The organism is Halomarina ordinaria (genome assembly GCF_030553305.1).
GTDB lineage: Archaea > Halobacteriota > Halobacteria > Halobacteriales > Haloarculaceae > Halomarina > Halomarina ordinaria.
In genome coordinates, this window is the sequence record NZ_JARRAH010000001.1 from 269,278 (window position 1) to 284,014 (window position 14,737).

At 69.9% G+C, this 14,737-nt stretch carries 15 protein-coding genes and 1 tRNA gene; 7 read left to right on the plus strand and 9 right to left on the minus strand.

Annotated features, from left to right (window positions below; genetic code table 11):
- Window positions 1-6: 6 nt before the first annotated feature.
- The 5 genes from P1Y20_RS01415 to P1Y20_RS01435 form a co-directional block, all read right to left on the minus strand.
- Window positions 7-79 (minus strand) — tRNA-Pro (locus P1Y20_RS01415).
- Window positions 80-142: 63 nt separating this feature from the next.
- Window positions 143-1,006, minus strand: a complete 864-nt coding sequence (locus P1Y20_RS01420; protein ID WP_368662131.1) for an RNA-guided pseudouridylation complex pseudouridine synthase subunit Cbf5 — start codon at window positions 1,004-1,006, stop codon at window positions 143-145.
- Between the two features lie 7 nt (window positions 1,007-1,013).
- Window positions 1,014-1,592, minus strand: a complete 579-nt coding sequence (cmk, locus tag P1Y20_RS01425; RefSeq protein WP_304446874.1) for a (d)CMP kinase — start codon at window positions 1,590-1,592, stop codon at window positions 1,014-1,016.
- Between the two features lie 41 nt (window positions 1,593-1,633).
- Window positions 1,634-2,521 (minus strand): DUF106 domain-containing protein, encoded by an 888-nt coding sequence (locus P1Y20_RS01430; RefSeq protein WP_304446875.1) that lies wholly within the window; start codon window positions 2,519-2,521, stop codon window positions 1,634-1,636.
- Between the two features lie 73 nt (window positions 2,522-2,594).
- On the minus strand, window positions 2,595-3,242 hold the full coding sequence (locus tag P1Y20_RS01435) for an adenylate kinase (RefSeq protein WP_304446876.1): 648 nt from the start codon (window positions 3,240-3,242) through the stop codon (window positions 2,595-2,597).
- A gap of 58 nt (window positions 3,243-3,300) precedes the next feature.
- Here P1Y20_RS01435 and P1Y20_RS01440 point away from each other — a divergent pair, with 58 nt between their 5' ends.
- Complete coding sequence (locus P1Y20_RS01440; RefSeq protein ID WP_304446877.1) at window positions 3,301-3,447, plus strand: hypothetical protein; 147 nt, start codon at window positions 3,301-3,303, stop codon at window positions 3,445-3,447.
- 148 nt (window positions 3,448-3,595) lie between these two features.
- Window positions 3,596-3,958, plus strand: coding sequence for a DUF7975 family protein (locus P1Y20_RS01445; RefSeq protein ID WP_304446878.1), 363 nt, complete (start codon window positions 3,596-3,598; stop codon window positions 3,956-3,958).
- Window positions 3,959-3,973: 15 nt separating this feature from the next.
- On the opposite strand, the gene P1Y20_RS01450 is transcribed toward P1Y20_RS01445, so the two are convergent.
- The 3 genes from P1Y20_RS01450 to trkA all read right to left on the minus strand — a co-directional run bounded on the left by P1Y20_RS01450 (window position 3,974) and on the right by trkA (window position 8,434).
- Window positions 3,974-5,557 (minus strand): TrkH family potassium uptake protein, encoded by a 1,584-nt coding sequence (locus P1Y20_RS01450; RefSeq protein ID WP_368662155.1) that lies wholly within the window; start codon window positions 5,555-5,557, stop codon window positions 3,974-3,976.
- Window positions 5,558-5,621: 64 nt separating this feature from the next.
- Window positions 5,622-7,109 carry a TrkH family potassium uptake protein gene (locus tag P1Y20_RS01455; RefSeq protein ID WP_304446880.1) on the minus strand — a complete coding sequence of 496 codons (1,488 nt, stop codon included), beginning with the start codon at window positions 7,107-7,109 and terminating at the stop codon, window positions 5,622-5,624.
- The gene (gene trkA, locus P1Y20_RS01460) at window positions 7,106-8,434 is read right to left on the minus strand and encodes a Trk system potassium transporter TrkA (RefSeq protein WP_304446881.1); all 1,329 of its coding nucleotides are present in this window, start codon (window positions 8,432-8,434) and stop codon (window positions 7,106-7,108) included. The genes P1Y20_RS01455 and trkA overlap by 4 nt, the downstream gene beginning before the upstream one ends.
- Before the next feature lie 168 nt (window positions 8,435-8,602).
- Between trkA and P1Y20_RS01465 the strand changes: the two genes are divergently transcribed.
- The 4 genes from P1Y20_RS01465 to P1Y20_RS01480 all read left to right on the plus strand — a co-directional run bounded on the left by P1Y20_RS01465 (window position 8,603) and on the right by P1Y20_RS01480 (window position 12,983).
- Window positions 8,603-9,022 (plus strand): universal stress protein, encoded by a 420-nt coding sequence (locus P1Y20_RS01465; RefSeq protein ID WP_304446882.1) that lies wholly within the window; start codon window positions 8,603-8,605, stop codon window positions 9,020-9,022.
- Window positions 9,023-9,055: 33 nt separating this feature from the next.
- On the plus strand, window positions 9,056-11,302 hold the full coding sequence (locus P1Y20_RS01470; RefSeq protein WP_304446883.1) for an amino acid permease: 2,247 nt from the start codon (window positions 9,056-9,058) through the stop codon (window positions 11,300-11,302).
- A gap of 109 nt (window positions 11,303-11,411) precedes the next feature.
- Window positions 11,412-11,732: a hypothetical protein gene (locus P1Y20_RS01475; RefSeq protein ID WP_304446884.1), complete on the plus strand. Its 321-nt coding sequence runs from the start codon at window positions 11,412-11,414 to the stop codon at window positions 11,730-11,732.
- 66 nt (window positions 11,733-11,798) lie between these two features.
- A complete protein-coding gene (locus P1Y20_RS01480; protein WP_304446885.1) occupies window positions 11,799-12,983 on the plus strand; it encodes an iron transporter in 1,185 nt (394 codons plus the stop codon).
- Between the two features lie 5 nt (window positions 12,984-12,988).
- On the opposite strand, the gene P1Y20_RS01485 is transcribed toward P1Y20_RS01480, so the two are convergent.
- Complete coding sequence (locus tag P1Y20_RS01485) at window positions 12,989-14,413, minus strand: hypothetical protein (protein ID WP_304446886.1); 1,425 nt, start codon at window positions 14,411-14,413, stop codon at window positions 12,989-12,991.
- A 105-nt stretch (window positions 14,414-14,518) separates the two neighbouring features.
- Here P1Y20_RS01485 and P1Y20_RS01490 point away from each other — a divergent pair, with 105 nt between their 5' ends.
- The gene (locus tag P1Y20_RS01490; protein ID WP_304446887.1) at window positions 14,519-14,692 is read left to right on the plus strand and encodes a hypothetical protein; all 174 of its coding nucleotides are present in this window, start codon (window positions 14,519-14,521) and stop codon (window positions 14,690-14,692) included.
- Window positions 14,693-14,737: the final 45 nt, after the last annotated feature.

Here is a 14,737-nt window from a genome sequence, read left to right on the forward strand (position 1 = left end):
AAGATATGGGACCGCTGAGATTCGAACTCAGGTCCTACCGACCCCATCGGCAGAGGATACCAGGCTACCCCACGGTCCCGCTTCGCGTTTCAACGGATGGCAGTCCCCGGGTTAAGCACTTCGCTTCGTCGTCGCCGTGCCATCACACCAGCACGCGCTCTAGCTCGACGACGACCCCCGAATCGGCCGCGGGGTCACCGACCAGATTGCCGATGCAGACCGCCGCGCCGTCGGAGGTGTAGCAGGCGACCAGTTCGCCCCTGCCGGCGTCCTCGACTGCGAGGACGCCCGGCGCGTAGACCGGCGCGCCCTCGGCTATCTGCTCGGCGGCGCTCTCGGCGACGGTGACTCGCGGGAGGTCGACCAGCGCGCGTTCGGCGGGCGCGACGCACTCCCGGAGGAGCGACTCGTCGCCCTCCGCGGCGAAGGCGAGCGCGTCGGTCAGGTCGTGCATCGTCACGAGGGCGGTGTCGTCGAACGACCCCGTGCGGACGCGCCGGAGCGCGCCCATGTGCGCGCCGGTGCCGAGCGCGAGGCCGATGTCGTGACAGAGCTTCCGGATGTAGGTGCCCGGCGCGCACTCGACGCGCAGGAGGGCGCGGCGGTCCTCGCGTTCGAGGACGGTCAGTTCGTGAATCGTCCGCGCACGCAGGCGGCGGCTGACGGCGCTCTTGCGCGGCGGCTTCTGGTACACCTCGCCCTCGAACTCGCGCACGACGGCGTCGAAGTCCGTCGGCGCGGGGCGGTGGAGTTCGAGGACGGCGACGTACCCCTTCACGCTGTCGTCGAACACCTGCGCCGTCCGGGTGGCGTCGCCGAGCAGGACGGGGAGACAGCCGGTCACCTTCGGGTCGAGCGTCCCCGCGTGGGCGGCGCGCTCGACGCCCGCGAGGTCGCGGAGCCAGCCGGCGACCTGGTGGGAGGAGGGGCCGGGCGGTTTGTCGAGGTTGACGACGCCGAAGTCGAGCAGGTCGTCCGTCGAACGCTCGTCGGGTGGGCCGCGCATCGTCACGTCAGAACTCGTAGCGGACGCCCGTTATCTCTGATTTCCCCTCGTCGTGGTCGGGGTGGTAGGCCTCGACGAACGAGACGATGACGCCGACGACGCCGGATGGCCCGAGGCGTGCGGTGTTGAGCGCGAGGTCGTAGATGGAGCGGTCCTCGATGTCGATGCCGTAGTACTCGCGGTAGCGTAGTGCCTCGCTCTCGGCGCGGGCGGTGGTCTCCTCGCGGGCGACGGCTCTCTCCTTGCCCTCGCGGTCGGCGATGCGGGCGGCGCGGACCGCGGGCGGGGCGTCGAGCCAGAGGCGGAGGTCGGCGTAGTCGCCGGCCATCCACCCGGCGAGGCGGGATTCGAGCACCACGTCCTCGGCCTCGCTGGCGAGGTCGCGCTGGCGGCGGTCGAGGTCGCGGTCGATGGCGTCGTCCTCCTCGGCGAGGCGGTTGAGTTCGAGCGGGGTGAGGTCGCGCTCGGCGGCCACGGAGCGAAAGATGTCGCCGCCGCTGACGTGCTCGTAGTCGAGCGCCTCGGCGAGGGCGGCGGCCGCCGTGCTCTTGCCGCTGCCGGCCGGTCCGGAGACGGTTATCAACATGTCCCTACTCCGGCACAGAGGGTAAAAGAGGTTGTCTTACGTTACGAGGTCGACGGCGTCGTGTTGATGTTGAGCGCCTTGCGGATGACCTGCGTGAACCCCATCGAGCAGACGAAGTACCAGAAGATCCAGGCGGGGAAGAGGAACGCCGTCTGGGTCCACTGGACCTCGCCGAACAGGGGCATCGTCACCGAGCCGAGGCTCCCGCCGTTCTCGAGGATCATCCAGTAGAGCCAGAGGAACACCGGGATGGTGAACAGCATGATCCACACCATCGGGCGGAACTGCTCCTTCATCATCCCCATCTGGTCGCCCATCGCCTCCATCTGCTCCTGCTGGATGCGCTCGACGGCCGCGTCGTCGCCGCGCTCTTTGGCGTCCTTCAGGCGGTTCTGTATCTCCTTGGCCTTCGCCTGGTACTCGCCCATCTTCTCGGTGTCCATCAGGTTCGCCTGCAGGAGCGTCGAGTACAGCCCCGTCACCATCGCGAGGACGAGGACGACGGCGTAGAACGGGAGCGCCTCGTTCAGCGGCCCGACGACGACGTCGAGCGTCTGGCCGATGGCGTTGCGGACGTCCGGGAGCATGTACCCGGCCATCATCCCGAGCGCGCCGATGCCGGCGGCCTTGTCGTACGACGACCACCCCGAGTCCTCGTCGGCCGCGGCGGCCTGCGCCTCCTTCGCCCCGTCGCCGGAGAGCGCCTCCTCGACGGCGACGCGGTCCTGGATGGCGAAGCCGTCGCCGCTCGTGCTCCGGAGGACTCCCTTCTCGATGAGCCGACCCCACTGACCGCTCGTGAGTTCGTCGTCCACGTCGCTCCACTCGACGGTGCCGTCGTCGGCCCGGTCGAGCACGACCTGGAGGGCGTCGGCCATGGCGGGGTCCTCGTGGATGAGGTCCTCGACCTTCGTAGCTACCCGTGCCATTGCCCACGGTAAGCGAGGGGCCACTATCAACCCTGTCATCCCGTGCGTCGGCGGGCGGGCGGTCGACCGGCGTCTACTCGGTCGACGTCAGCGCGCTCTCGATGGCCTGGCGCAGGTCGTGCCAGACCTCGTCGGGCGTCCCCTCGCCGTCGACGCGCCGGAGCAGGCCGCGCTCCTCGTAGAACTCGACGAGCGGCGCCGTGTTCTCCTCGTACACCGAGAGCCGTTCCGTGACCGTCTCCTCGGTGTCGTCGTCGCGCTGGACGAGCTGACTGCCGCACTCGTCGCAGACGCCCGTCGTCTCCGGCGGGTTGAACTCGACGTGGTAGGTGGTACCGCACTCCGGGCAGACCCGGCGGCCCGTGAGCCGGTCGACGAGTTCCTCGCGGCTCACCTCCAGCAGCGCGACGAGGTCGAGGTCCGCGTGGTCGTCGAGGAACTCCGCCTGCGAACCGTTCCGGGGGTAGCCGTCGAGGACGAACCCCTCGTCGGCCTCCGAGAGCGCCGTGACGACGATCTCGTTCACCACGGGGTCGGGGACGAGTTCCCCCCGGTCCATGAACTCGCGGGGCTTGCCGTACTCCGTCTCCATGTCCTTGTTCGCGCGCAGGGCGTCGCCGGTCGTGATGTGCTCGACGCCGTACGTCTCGACGATGTTCTTGCTCTGCGTCCCCTTGCCCGCACCCGGCGGTCCGATCAGCAGGATTCGCGGATTGCTCATGACCCATCCCTCTGCCCCCGGGCTAAAAGGTTTGTAGGAACCGGCCGCGTTTCCGGTCGTGTTCGACGACACGCGCGCCACCGACGAGGCCGTCGCCGAGGCGTACGAGCGCCGACACGCCGACCGAACCGCCGCCCGCCCGCTCCTCGACCGGCTTCTCGCACGTCCCTCCGACGACGCCACCCGCGTCCTCGACGTCGGCTGAGGTCCCGGCTGGGAGAGCGCGACGCTCGACGCGGCGGGCGACGCGGTGGTGAGCGTCGCGTCCGTCCCCGCCCTCCTCGCCGCCACCGTATCGCGTGTACCGGCCGCCACCGGGGTCGGTTTAAGTCCCCGTCGCCGCTACTCCCCGTATGACCCGATTCGAGGCCGACGCGCCCCGCGAGCGCCTCTCGCTCGTCGTCGACGCCATCACGGCCCACCGGACCCGCGACAGCGAGGGGGCCGTCTTCGAGACCGACCGCGCGACCGTCCGGTACGCCGACCGCGTCCTCCGACTGGAGTGCGACGCCGACGAGCGCGACCGCCTCGACACCCTCCTCGCGGACTTCCACGTGTTCAAGGTGGCCCAGCCGGAGACCCGGAAGGCCCCCGAGGGGGTGGTCTATCTCTCGGCCATCGCCGACGCGAAACACGCCGCCGACTTCGTCGAGGGACTGTTCCGCCGCGTCTACGACCACGGGGAGGGGTACGAACTGCGCGTCGTCCGCGTCTGAGCGCGGGTGGAGCCGCTACGAGCGCCAGTAGCCCCCCGTCAGCAACACCAGCACGGGGATGATCTCGAGCCGTCCGATCCACATCAGGAACACCATGAACAGTTTGGAGAACCCGGAGAAGCCGAGGTAACTCCCCATCGGGCCGACCGACCCGAAGCCGGGGCCGACGTTGCCGAGCGTCGCGGCGACGGCGCTCATCGCCTCGAACGCCGAGAGGGTGTACTCGAAGCGGTTGGCGTCGACGAGCAGGACGCCGACGCCGACGACGAAGAGGACGAAGTAGAGCAGCGTGAACGCGAAGATGCCGCGGACGGCACGCTCGTCGACGACCCGTCCCCCGAGGCGGACGGGACGGACCGCCTCCGGGTGCGCCGTCGTGAACAGTTCCCGGCGGAGGGCCTTCACGATGACCAGCCATCGGACCACCTTTATCGCCCCACCAGTGGACCCGGCGGAGCCGCCGACGAACATCGCCACGAGCAGCAGGTACTTCGTCGACTCGCTCCAGGCGTTGAAGTCGGTGCTCGCGTACCCGGTCGTCGTCATGAGCGAGACGAACTGGAAGACTGCGTCGCGCAGCGAGCGCTCGGCGTCGCCGACGACGGCCTCGCGGAGGTCCGCGAGGTACTCCCCGCCGACGAGCGCGCTGTCGGTGGCGAGGCCGTCGCCCGTGAACAGCAGGAGCGCGCCGAGCGCGCTGAGGACGCCGAGGAGCCCGAGGTACGTCCGGAACTCGGAGTCGCGCACGAGGCGCTCGGGTGACCCGGTGACCACCCGCCAGACGAGCGCGAAGTTCACCCCCGCCGCGACCATGAACGGGACGATGACCCACTGGACGGCCGCCGAGAACGCCTCGATGGAGCGCGCCTCCGGGGAGAAGCCGCCGGTCGGCATCGTCGTCAATCCGTGAGAGACGGCGTTGTAGAAGTCCATGTTCGGCGCGAGGCCGCCGCGGTGCAGCGCGTACAGCAGGACGATTTCGAGGACCGTCAACCCGAGGTAGGCGAGCCAGAGCACCCGCGCGGTCTCGGCGATGCGCGGGGTGAGCTTCTCGAGGCTCGGTCCCGGTGCCTCCGCGTCCATCAACTGCGCGCCCCCCACCGACAGTTCGGGGAGGATGGCGACGGCGAGGACGACGATGCCCATGCCGCCGAGCCACTGGGTGAGTTGCCGCCACAGCAACAGCGCGTGCGAGTGGCTGTCGAAGGAGATGTCGCCCATCACCGTCGCGCCCGTGGTCGTGAAGCCGCTCATCGACTCGAACAGCGCGTTCGTCGGGTAGCGCAGCGTCGACTCCGTCCCCATCCCCGCGAGCAGGTAGGGGAGCGTCCCGATACCGGCGACCGCCAGCCACGTCAGCGCCACCATGAGCAACCCCTCGCGGGGCCCGAGGTCCGGGTCGGGGTCGAGTCGTTCGAGGAGCGTCCCGACCGCGACGGTGACGACGATGGTGACGGCGAAGACGAGTACGTCCTCGCCGTAGTAGAGCGCGACGAGCAGGGGGACCACGAGCGTCACCGAGAGGTACCGGAGGACGATGCCGACGAGTCCGAGGCTCGTCCGCCACCGGACGCGCAGACGCCGCCTCCGCGCGACCACTCTCGACGGGTTCACGTCTCTCCCTCCTTCGGCCGCGGTATCAATCCACCGCTCCCGGGTGCCGCTACTCCCGCCAGAACCGCGGCGTGAACAGCACGAGGACGGGGATGATCTCGATGCGACCGACCCACATCAGGACGACCATCGCCAGTTTCGTCGTGGTGGGAAAGACGTCGTAGGAGCCGTAGGGGCCGGCGGGGCCGAACGCCGGCCCGATGTTGAGGAACGTGGAGGCGGCGGCGCTCATCACGTCGAACTCGCCCATCCGGACGCCCGCGCGGCCCACGTCGACGACGATGAAGACGGTGAGCGCGACGAAGATGACGACGCTGAGCAGGACGTAGGCGTAGACGTCGCGGATGGTCTCCTCGTCGACTACCGACGAGCCGAGGCGGACGGGCCGAATCGCGTCGGGGTGAATCGCGGTGAGGAGGTCCCGTCGAAAGGACTTCAGGACGACCAGCCAGCGGAACGTCTTTATCGAGCAGGTGGTACTGCCCGCCATCCCCCCCATAAACATCCCGAGGAAGAGGACGTGGCGCGCGCCGACCGACCAGGTGTTGAAGTCCGTCGAGGCGTAGCCGGTCGTCGTGACGATGGAGACGACCTGGAAGGTCGCGTGGCGGACGGTCTCCTCGGTCCCGGGGAAGGTCCCGTCGAGGGCGAGGAAGCCCGCGGTGAGCAGCGTCGCCCCGGCGACGACCGCGAGGTAGAAGCGGAACTCCTCGCTCTTTCGCAGGCGCGTCGGGTCGCCCCGGACGAGGTAGTAGAGCAGGACGAAGTTCGTCGCGCCCACGAACATGAACGCGACGACGACCCACTGGACGACCGGCGAGAACGCCCCGACGCTCTGGGCCTCCGGGGAGAACCCCGCCGTCGAGACGGTCGTCAGCGCGTGGGAGACGGCGTTGTACGGCGTCATCCCGGGGGCGGCGCCGACGGCGTACAGCGCGAGCAGGATGAGCGTCATCGCCGCGGTGAGGGCGGCGTAGAGGCCGCCGAGCAGGCGCGCCGTCTCCGTGATACGCGGCGCGAGCTTCGTCAGGTCGGTGGTCTGGCTCTCGGTCTCCATGAGGCGCGCGCCACCGACGGAGAGCTGCGAGAGCAGCGCCACGGCGAGGATGAGGATGCCGAGGCCGCCGAGCCACTGCAGCAGCTGCCGCCAGAACAGCACGCCCCGCGGGTGAGCCTCGAAGTCGTTGATGACCGTCGCGCCCGTGGTGGTGATGCCGCTCATCCCCTCGAACAGCGCGTTGACCGGGTCGGCGAAGACGCCGGTCCCGGCGAGGAAGAACGGGAGCGCGCCGAGCAGGGCGATGGAGAGCCAGGTGAGCGCGACCATCAGGAACGTCTCCCGGGGGCCGAGCCCGTCGCGTTCGAGGCGTTCGAGCGTCACGCCGACGAGGAGCGAGAGCGCCGCCGTCGCGCCGAGCGGGACGACCGACTCGCCGTAGGCGAGCGAGACGAGCGCCGACACCAGCAGCGGGACCGTGAGCCCCTTCAGCACCGTTCCCAGGTAGCTCACGCTCGTCCGCCACCGGACCCGTATCATACGAGGTCGGCGACCTCTTCGACCGTCTCCGTCTCGGCGAAGAGGATGACGTGGTCGCCGGGTTCGACGACCGTGTCACCGCGCGGGGTGATGAACTCGCCGTTCCGGGTGATGGCGCCGAAGACGACGTTCGGGAGGCGGGCGGCCGCGTCGCTGATGCGCTCGCCGGCGAGGACGCTGTCGGCGTCCACCTCGACCTCGATGACCTCGGCGCGGTCGCCCTCTATCATCGAGACGTTCTCCGTGCGCTGGGAGTGGGTGAACCGGATGATCTCCTCCGCGGTCACCTCCCGGGGGCTGATGGCGACGTCGACGCCGACGGCCTCGAAGAGGTCGGCGAAGTCGGCCGTGTCGACGACGGCCACCGCCCGGTCGGTACCGATGCGCTTCGCGAGCAGGGTCGCGAGCAGGTTCTGCTGGTCGTTCTCCAGCGCCGCGACGAGCGCGTCTGCCTCGCCGACGCGCTCTCTGGCGAGGAAGTCCCGGTCGGTCGCGTCGCTCTCGAGGACGAGGGTGTCGTCCAGGTGTTCCGCGATCCAGCGCGCGCGGTCGGCGTCGCGCTCGATGAGGCGGGGACTGAACCCCCGCTCCTCGAGGAGGCGGGCGACCTGGTAGCCGATTTCGCTCCCGCCGACGATGACGATGTCCTTCGGGCCGTTCCTGCGGGGTGCGATGGCCGCGCTGAACGCGCGGGCGCTCTCGGGGTTGCCGATGACGACCACCTCGTCGCCCGGTTCGATACGGGTCTGCCCGGTCGGGATGACGATGTCGTCCTCGCGGATGATGGCCGCGAAGGTGAGTTCCTCGAAGCAGTCGGCCTCCGCGACGGTCTGGTTCGCCACGGGGCTGTCGCCGGGTATCTTGAACTCCGTCATCTGCACCGCCCCGCTCGCGAACATGTCGACGTCCTGGGCGGTCGGGAAGCCGATGACCCCGACGATGGCGTTGGCGGTGAGCAGGTCCGTACAGATCATGAAGTCGACGTTGAACGCCTGCTCGGAGCGCTGCCAGGTGCGGAGGTACTTGGGGCGCTTCACCCGGGCGATGGTGAACGCGTCGCTCACGGCCTTGGCCGTCCCGCAGGCGACGACGTTCGTCTCGTCGTCGTCGGTGCTGGCGATGACGATGTCTGCCGACTCGACGCCCGCCTCCTCGAGGACGTCGATGTCGGTCCCGTCGCCGGCGAGCGAGAGCACGTCGAGTTCGTAGGTGAGCGACTCGGCACGCTCGGTGTCGATGTCGATGACGACCACCTCGTGGCTGCCGCTGAGGTTGTCGGCGATGCTCGACCCGACCTCGCCGGCACCGATGACGATTACGCGCATTCCGGTGGCCCTCGCATAGTCGGAGGTGGACTCGGGGGCTCAAATCCGTTTTCATGGGCCGACGGCGGGGTGGAGTCGGCGAGTGCGAAGCGTTAAGCGGAGCCTCGACGTTCCTGTGGGTATGAGAATACCGACACCAGCCGTCGCTGTCCGCCGGGGGGTCGCGGCGTGACGTCCCTCCTCGACCACGTCCTCGTCCCCGTCGCGAACGAGGACGACGCCCGGGAGACCGCCCGGGCGCTCGCCCCCTACGACCCCGACTCGGTCACCGTCGTCCACGTCGTCGAGAAGGGCGAGGGCGTCCCAGACAAGACGCCCGTCGAACAGAGCGAACAGCTCGCCGCCGACGCCTACGCCGCCTTCCGCGAGACGTTCCCCGACGCGAACACCGAGACGCGCTACGCGCGCGACGTCGTCGAGGAGGTGTTCGCGGCCGCCGCCGACCTCGACGCCAGCGTCGTCGCCTTCCGCCCCCGGGAGGACGGCCTGCTCGCCCGTCTGTTCTCCGGTGACCGCACGCGCAAACTCGTCACCGAGGGCGACCGTCCCGTCGTCGCCCTCCCCTCACGTGAAGCCGACGATGCGTAACGACGCACGCTTCTCTCGCAGGGGTGCGTCGACGTGAGCGACGAGGAACTCGCCAAGGACCTCGGCCCGCTCGCCGCACTCACCATCGGGGTGGGGACGATGGTCGGCGCCGGCATCTTCATCCTGCCGGGGACCGCCGTGGCGGAGGTCGGGCCGCTCGCGGCCGTCGCGTTCGTCCTCGGCGGCGCCATCGCCATCCTGACGGCGTTCTCGGCCAGCGAACTCGGCACCGCGATGCCGAAGTCCGGCGGCGCGTACTACTACGTCAACCACGCCCTCGGGCCGCTGTTCGGCTCCATCGCCGGCTGGGGTAACTGGATGGGCCTCGCCTTCGCGAGCGCCTTCTACATGTTCGGCTTCGGCCAGTACATCCAGTCGATGCTCGACGCCTACCTCGGCGTCGCGGTGCCGACCCTCGACCTCGTGGTCGTCTCGCTGACAGGTTCGAAACTCATCGCGCTGGCCGGCGCGGCGCTGTTCATCTTCGTGAACTACGCCGGCGCGAAGGAGACGGGCCGGTTGCAGAACGTCATCGTCATCACGCTCGTCGGCATCCTCGCGGTGTTCACCCTCTTCGGCCTGCTGAACGCCGACGTCTCCTCGCTGCGCCCCGTCGCCCCCTACGGCTACACCCCGCTGCTCCCGGTAACGGGGCTCATCTTCGTCTCGTACCTCGGGTTCGTCCAGATCACCTCCGTCGCCGAGGAGATACAGGACCCCGGGCGGAACCTCCCGCGCGCGGTCCTCGGCAGCGTCGTCATCGTGACGTTCATCTACGCGCTCGTGCTGGTGACGGTCCTCGCGGCCGTCGACAACAGCGTCGTCGCGAACAACGACACCGCCGTCGTCGACGTCGCGCGCATCCTCATCGGGCCGCTGGGAGCGGCGGCGATGCTGTTCGGGGGGTTGCTCGCGACGGCCTCCTCGGCGAACGCCTCCATCCTCGCCTCCTCGCGCATCAACTTCGCGATGGGACGGGACCGCCTCGTCACGCCCGAACTGAACAACATCCACCCGCGCTACGGGACGCCGTATCGCTCCATCGCACTCACCGGCGCGTTCATCCTCGTGTTCATCGCCTTCGGTAACCTCGAACTCCTCTCGACGGCCGGGAGCGTCCTCCACCTCGTCATCTACGGGCTGTTGAACGTCGCGCTCGTCGTGATGCGCCAGGCGAACCCGGCGGACTACGACCCCGACTACCGCGTCCCGCTCTACCCCGCCATCCCGGTCGCGGGCGCCGTCATCTCGTTCGCGCTCATCGCGTTCTTCTCGGTGACCATCGTCCTGCTCTGTCTGGCGTTCGTGGCGTTCGCCGTCCTCTGGTACCTGTTCTACGCCCGCTCGCGGACGGAGAAGGAGGGGGTGCTCTCGCGGTACGTCCTCTCGAAGCCGGAGACGTTCCCCGACCGCGCGGTGTCGGCGGCCGCGACCGTCCAGCCCCAGCCGGACGGCGGGAGCTACCGGGTGATGGTCCCCCTCGCCAACCCCCGGACGGAGAGCGACCTCATCACGCTCGCGAGCACCGTCGCGAAGGTGCGCGGGGGGACCGTCGACGCCGTCCACATCGTCCAGTTGCCCGACCAGACGCCGCTGACGGCGGCCTCCGACCAGATGGACGCCATCGACGCCACGTCACAGGACCTGCTCGACCGCGCCCGGACCGACGCCGAGACGTTCGGCGTCCCCGTCGAGACGAGTACCATCGTCTCGCACCGCGGGTTCGAGGAGATATTCGACGCGGCAAAGAACCACGAGGCCGACCTCGTCGTGATGGGGTGGGGCCGCGACACCCACGGGTCGCCCGGCCGCGCCGAGGGCGCCATCGACGAACTCACGTCGAACCTCCCGTGTGACTTCCTCGTGCTGAAGGACCGCGGGTTCGACCCCGAGCGCATCCTCGTCCCGACGGCCGGCGGGCCCGACTCCGAACTCAGCGCCGCCATCGCGGGCCTCCTGCGCCGGGAGTACGACAGCGAAATCACCCTGCTGCACGTCAACGACGACGAGGCCGCGGGTCGGGCGTTCCTCGAGGAGTGGGCGGCCGAGAACGGCCTCCCCGACGCGACGCTCCGCGTGGAGACCGGCGACGTCGAGGACGCCATCGGCCGCGCCGCCGAGGACGCGACGATGATGATCATCGGCGCGACCGAGCGCGGTCTGCTCAAGCGTCTCGTCACGGGGTCGCTCGTCCTCGACGTGGTCGACGAGGTGGACTGTTCGGTCCTGCTTGCCGAACAGAAGCGCGACCGCGGCCTGCGCGAACGCCTGTTCGGCTGACGTCAGCGCGCCACTCCTCTCCTCGCTCGTGGATGTCTCCCGCCGACGACTCTCAGCGAAAGTTAACTAATGCGAACATTCATTAATATCGATACCCCTACGTGGTGACGTGAGTCGGATACCGTGCGTCGCCTGCGGCCGACCCATCCCGGCCGAGGAGTCGAACTGCCCGGGCTGTGGTCAGCGACAGCTCACGTTCGGGACGGCCGTCGCCTACATGACCGTCGGCCTCCCGGGGGTGTTGCTGGGCGTCGCCGCGACGGTCCTGTTCGTCCTCCCGGGTGCCGTCGCCGCGACGGTCGGCGTCGGGGGCCTCGCCGGGGGGCTGCTCGCCGTCTACGCCGGTACCGGGCTCGTTCTCTGGCGGGCGTACACCCGCCGCCGGCGGCGCATCACGCGCTCGGCCGGTGGACACCGCTCGAACGACTGACCGACTCGAGTGGGTTTCGACCGTCGAACCAATAGGCGTATTCGCGCAGGTCGACTAGTCTCACCAATGCGACGGCGCGACGTACTCCGAACGCTCGCAGGTGGAGCCTCCCTCGCGCTCGCGGGCTGTCTCGGCGGGTTCGGGACCCAGTCGGCGTGGCGCGACCCCCCGCTCGTAGAGGACCGACCGGACGCCGTCTACGTCCCCGCGGTGACCGAGTCGATGGGTATGTACGGTCGGACCAGCGCCGGCCCCTACGGTCTCGCCCTGCTGTACTCCTACCCCCACCGGTTCTGGAACGTCACCAACCGCGACCGCGAGAAGGTCGTCGTGACGAACGACGACGCCGTCCACCTGATGGTGGCCGTCTGGGACGAGGCGTCGGGCCGGGTCCTCCCGACGGGTTCGGACGTCTCGGTCCGCGTCGACCGTGACGGCTCGACCGTCACCCAGGAGGTGCTCTACCCGATGCTCTCCCAGCAGATGGGGTTCCACTACGGGGACAACTTCCCGCTCGACGGCGAGGGCGACTACACGGCGAGGGTGACCGTCGGACGCCCCGGCGTCGAGCGCACCGGTGCCTTCGAGCGCCGCCTCGAGGGCGTCCACTCGGGCGAGTTCGCGTTCACCTTCGACACCGACCAGGTGTACGGCCTCGAACTGGACCGGACCGGCGACCGGGCGGGCGAGCGCGACGCGATTCCCCCCATGAAGATGGACGTGGGGATGGGCGGCGCGACGGGCCAGCACAACGGGTCGAACGGGAGCGACGCGGACCACGGCGGCATGGACCACGACGGCATGGACCGCGACGACGGGGCCAACGGGAGCGCGGGGACGGGGATGGACGGCGGCCACTCGATGGGCGTCGTCCCGCCCGTCGAGACCCTCCCGGGGACGCACGTGGGCCGGACGACGACGGGTGACGCCGTCCTCGACCTGCTCGCGGTCGAACGCGACGGGGGGGAGACGCTCGTCGTCGTCGCCCGCACGCCGTACAACGAGTTCGTCCTCCCCTCGATGTCGCTGTCGGCGACGGTCCGGCGCGGCGGGGAGACGGCCTTCGACGACCGGCTGGTCGAGACCCTCTCGCCGGACCTCGGCTCGCACTACGCTGCCCCCGTCGACGCGCTGGCCGACGGCGACGAGGTGACCCTCCGGGTGGCGGTCCCCCCACAGGTCGCCCGCCACGACGGCTACGAGACCGCCTTCTTCGAGATGCCCGAGCGGACCGTCACTGTCGAGCGATAGGTGTCTCAGCCGCCGACGAACGGCGGGGACGCCGTCGGCAGCGACAGGAGCCAGAGGCTGGCGACCGTGTACGCTATCATCACGACGACGAACGGCGCCTGGCTCCGGATGGCCTGCATCCGCGCCGGGAACGTCTCGTAGGCCGTCGCGTGCGCGAGCCACACCGACAGCACGTGTCCCACGAGGACGAACGCGATGGGGAGCGCGCCGAACCAGGTGGGGACGGTGAGGACGAGCGGGTTCGCCGCCGGCGAGAGGGGGCTCGTGAGGACGTCCGCCAGCCGCGGCGTCAGCGAGACGAAGAAGCCGAGGTAGTGCGCGAGGTGGTAGCCGGCGGCGATGGCGAGCAGCGGCGGTGCGAACCGCACCAGCAGCGTCCGCGTCGAGAGGTACGTCTCGGAGACGCGGTGCGAGCGCGTCGCCGCGTACCGGTACGCCCCGAGGAACGCGAGGTACCCCCCCACGAACAGGAGCGCGTAGACGACCAGCGGCGGCAGGCCGACGCCGACCAGTCCCCGGACGAGGGCTCCGCCGGTCGTGGTGGTCACGAACCCGGTGAACGTCAGTTCCCAGACCAGCGCGACGACGAACGCCACGTCGGCCCCGTCGGAGACGAGGTCGGTGTCGGGGAGGCGAAAGCCCGGGACGCGCACCGACAGCCCCGTCTCGCGCCAGCGAACCGGCGCGACGCTCCCGTAGAACCGGAACATGACGGCGATGGGGTCGGCGTTGTGAAACCAGGCCGCCGGCGAGAAGACGACAGCCCCGGCGAGCGTCAGGACGGTGTACCCCACGAGCGCCCAGGCGAGGACGGCGGGGACCGAACTGACGAGCGTCGTCGTCTCCACCCAGATGAGGCCGAGGAAGCCGACGACGGCGGGCCACCGACCGAGTCGCTCGGGGTAGGGTCGGTCGAGCGTCGGGAGGCGGTTCGCGACGGTCCGCCACGGGTCGAGCGCGGGCCACGGGTTCGCGACGAGGTAGGCGACCATCGTGAGCCCCGCCCGCGCCCCCGCGAACACGAGGATGATGGCCGCGTTGACCGTCGGGACCTGCGGGCCGACGGACCCCTGCCAGACGACGTAGACGAGCGCGAGGACGCCCAGCGCGCGCGCCGCGAGCACGAGGCCGCGCCGAACGCCCGCCCGCGAGGGGAGGACGAACCGCTGGTCGTGGGCGTCCTCGATGAACCGCCGGTCGGTGACGAAACTGGCGAGGACGGCCGACGCGCCGATGGTCGCGCCGCCGGTCATGATGTAGAGCCAGCGGGGGATGTCGAGGCCACCCGCCTCGGACCCCTCCGAGAGGCTCACGGCCGCGTTGCTCGCCGCGACGGTGTCGACGACCCCGAGCAGGACCGCCCCCGTCAGCGCGGTCCACACGAACCGCCAGAGGAGTCGACGCGAGCGCGCCGGTCGCTCCGTATCCATTACTCGCCGTTCGTCCGGGGGGCGGTTGAGCGTGTCGTTCGCCGGTCGTGACTGTCCCTCTCAGGATGGCAGAACTATTTCGTTCCCAGTGACAACTGGTGGCCCATGGCTCACGTCCCACAGAAGCCACAGATGTACGTCTGCGGCGAGTGCCACGTCGTCTACGCCGGCCTCCACACGGCCGACCACCAGTTCAGACCGCCCGGCCGGTGTCAGGTGTGCGACCACGACGAGTTCTACACGCTCGAGAACTACCCCAAACACCCCGACGCGGAGTGAGGGCGGTCGGCCGAGGGGGTCGGACGCGACGGGCGTAGCCGCCGC

Coding starts and splice junctions, on each gene's coding strand:
- P1Y20_RS01420 (WP_368662131.1), bottom strand. CDS start 1,006: ATGCGCGGCCCACCCGACGAGCGTTCGACGGACGACCTGCTCGACTTC.
- cmk (WP_304446874.1), bottom strand. CDS start 1,592: ATGTTGATAACCGTCTCCGGACCGGCCGGCAGCGGCAAGAGCACGGCG.
- P1Y20_RS01430 (WP_304446875.1), bottom strand. CDS start 2,521: ATGGCACGGGTAGCTACGAAGGTCGAGGACCTCATCCACGAGGACCCC.
- P1Y20_RS01435 (WP_304446876.1), bottom strand. CDS start 3,242: ATGAGCAATCCGCGAATCCTGCTGATCGGACCGCCGGGTGCGGGCAAG.
- P1Y20_RS01445 (WP_304446878.1), top strand. CDS start 3,596: ATGACCCGATTCGAGGCCGACGCGCCCCGCGAGCGCCTCTCGCTCGTC.
- P1Y20_RS01455 (WP_304446880.1), bottom strand. CDS start 7,109: ATGATACGGGTCCGGTGGCGGACGAGCGTGAGCTACCTGGGAACGGTG.
- trkA (WP_304446881.1), bottom strand. CDS start 8,434: ATGCGCGTAATCGTCATCGGTGCCGGCGAGGTCGGGTCGAGCATCGCC.
- P1Y20_RS01480 (WP_304446885.1), top strand. CDS start 11,799: ATGCGACGGCGCGACGTACTCCGAACGCTCGCAGGTGGAGCCTCCCTC.
- P1Y20_RS01485 (WP_304446886.1), bottom strand. CDS start 14,413: ATGGATACGGAGCGACCGGCGCGCTCGCGTCGACTCCTCTGGCGGTTC.
- P1Y20_RS01490 (WP_304446887.1), top strand. CDS start 14,519: ATGGCTCACGTCCCACAGAAGCCACAGATGTACGTCTGCGGCGAGTGC.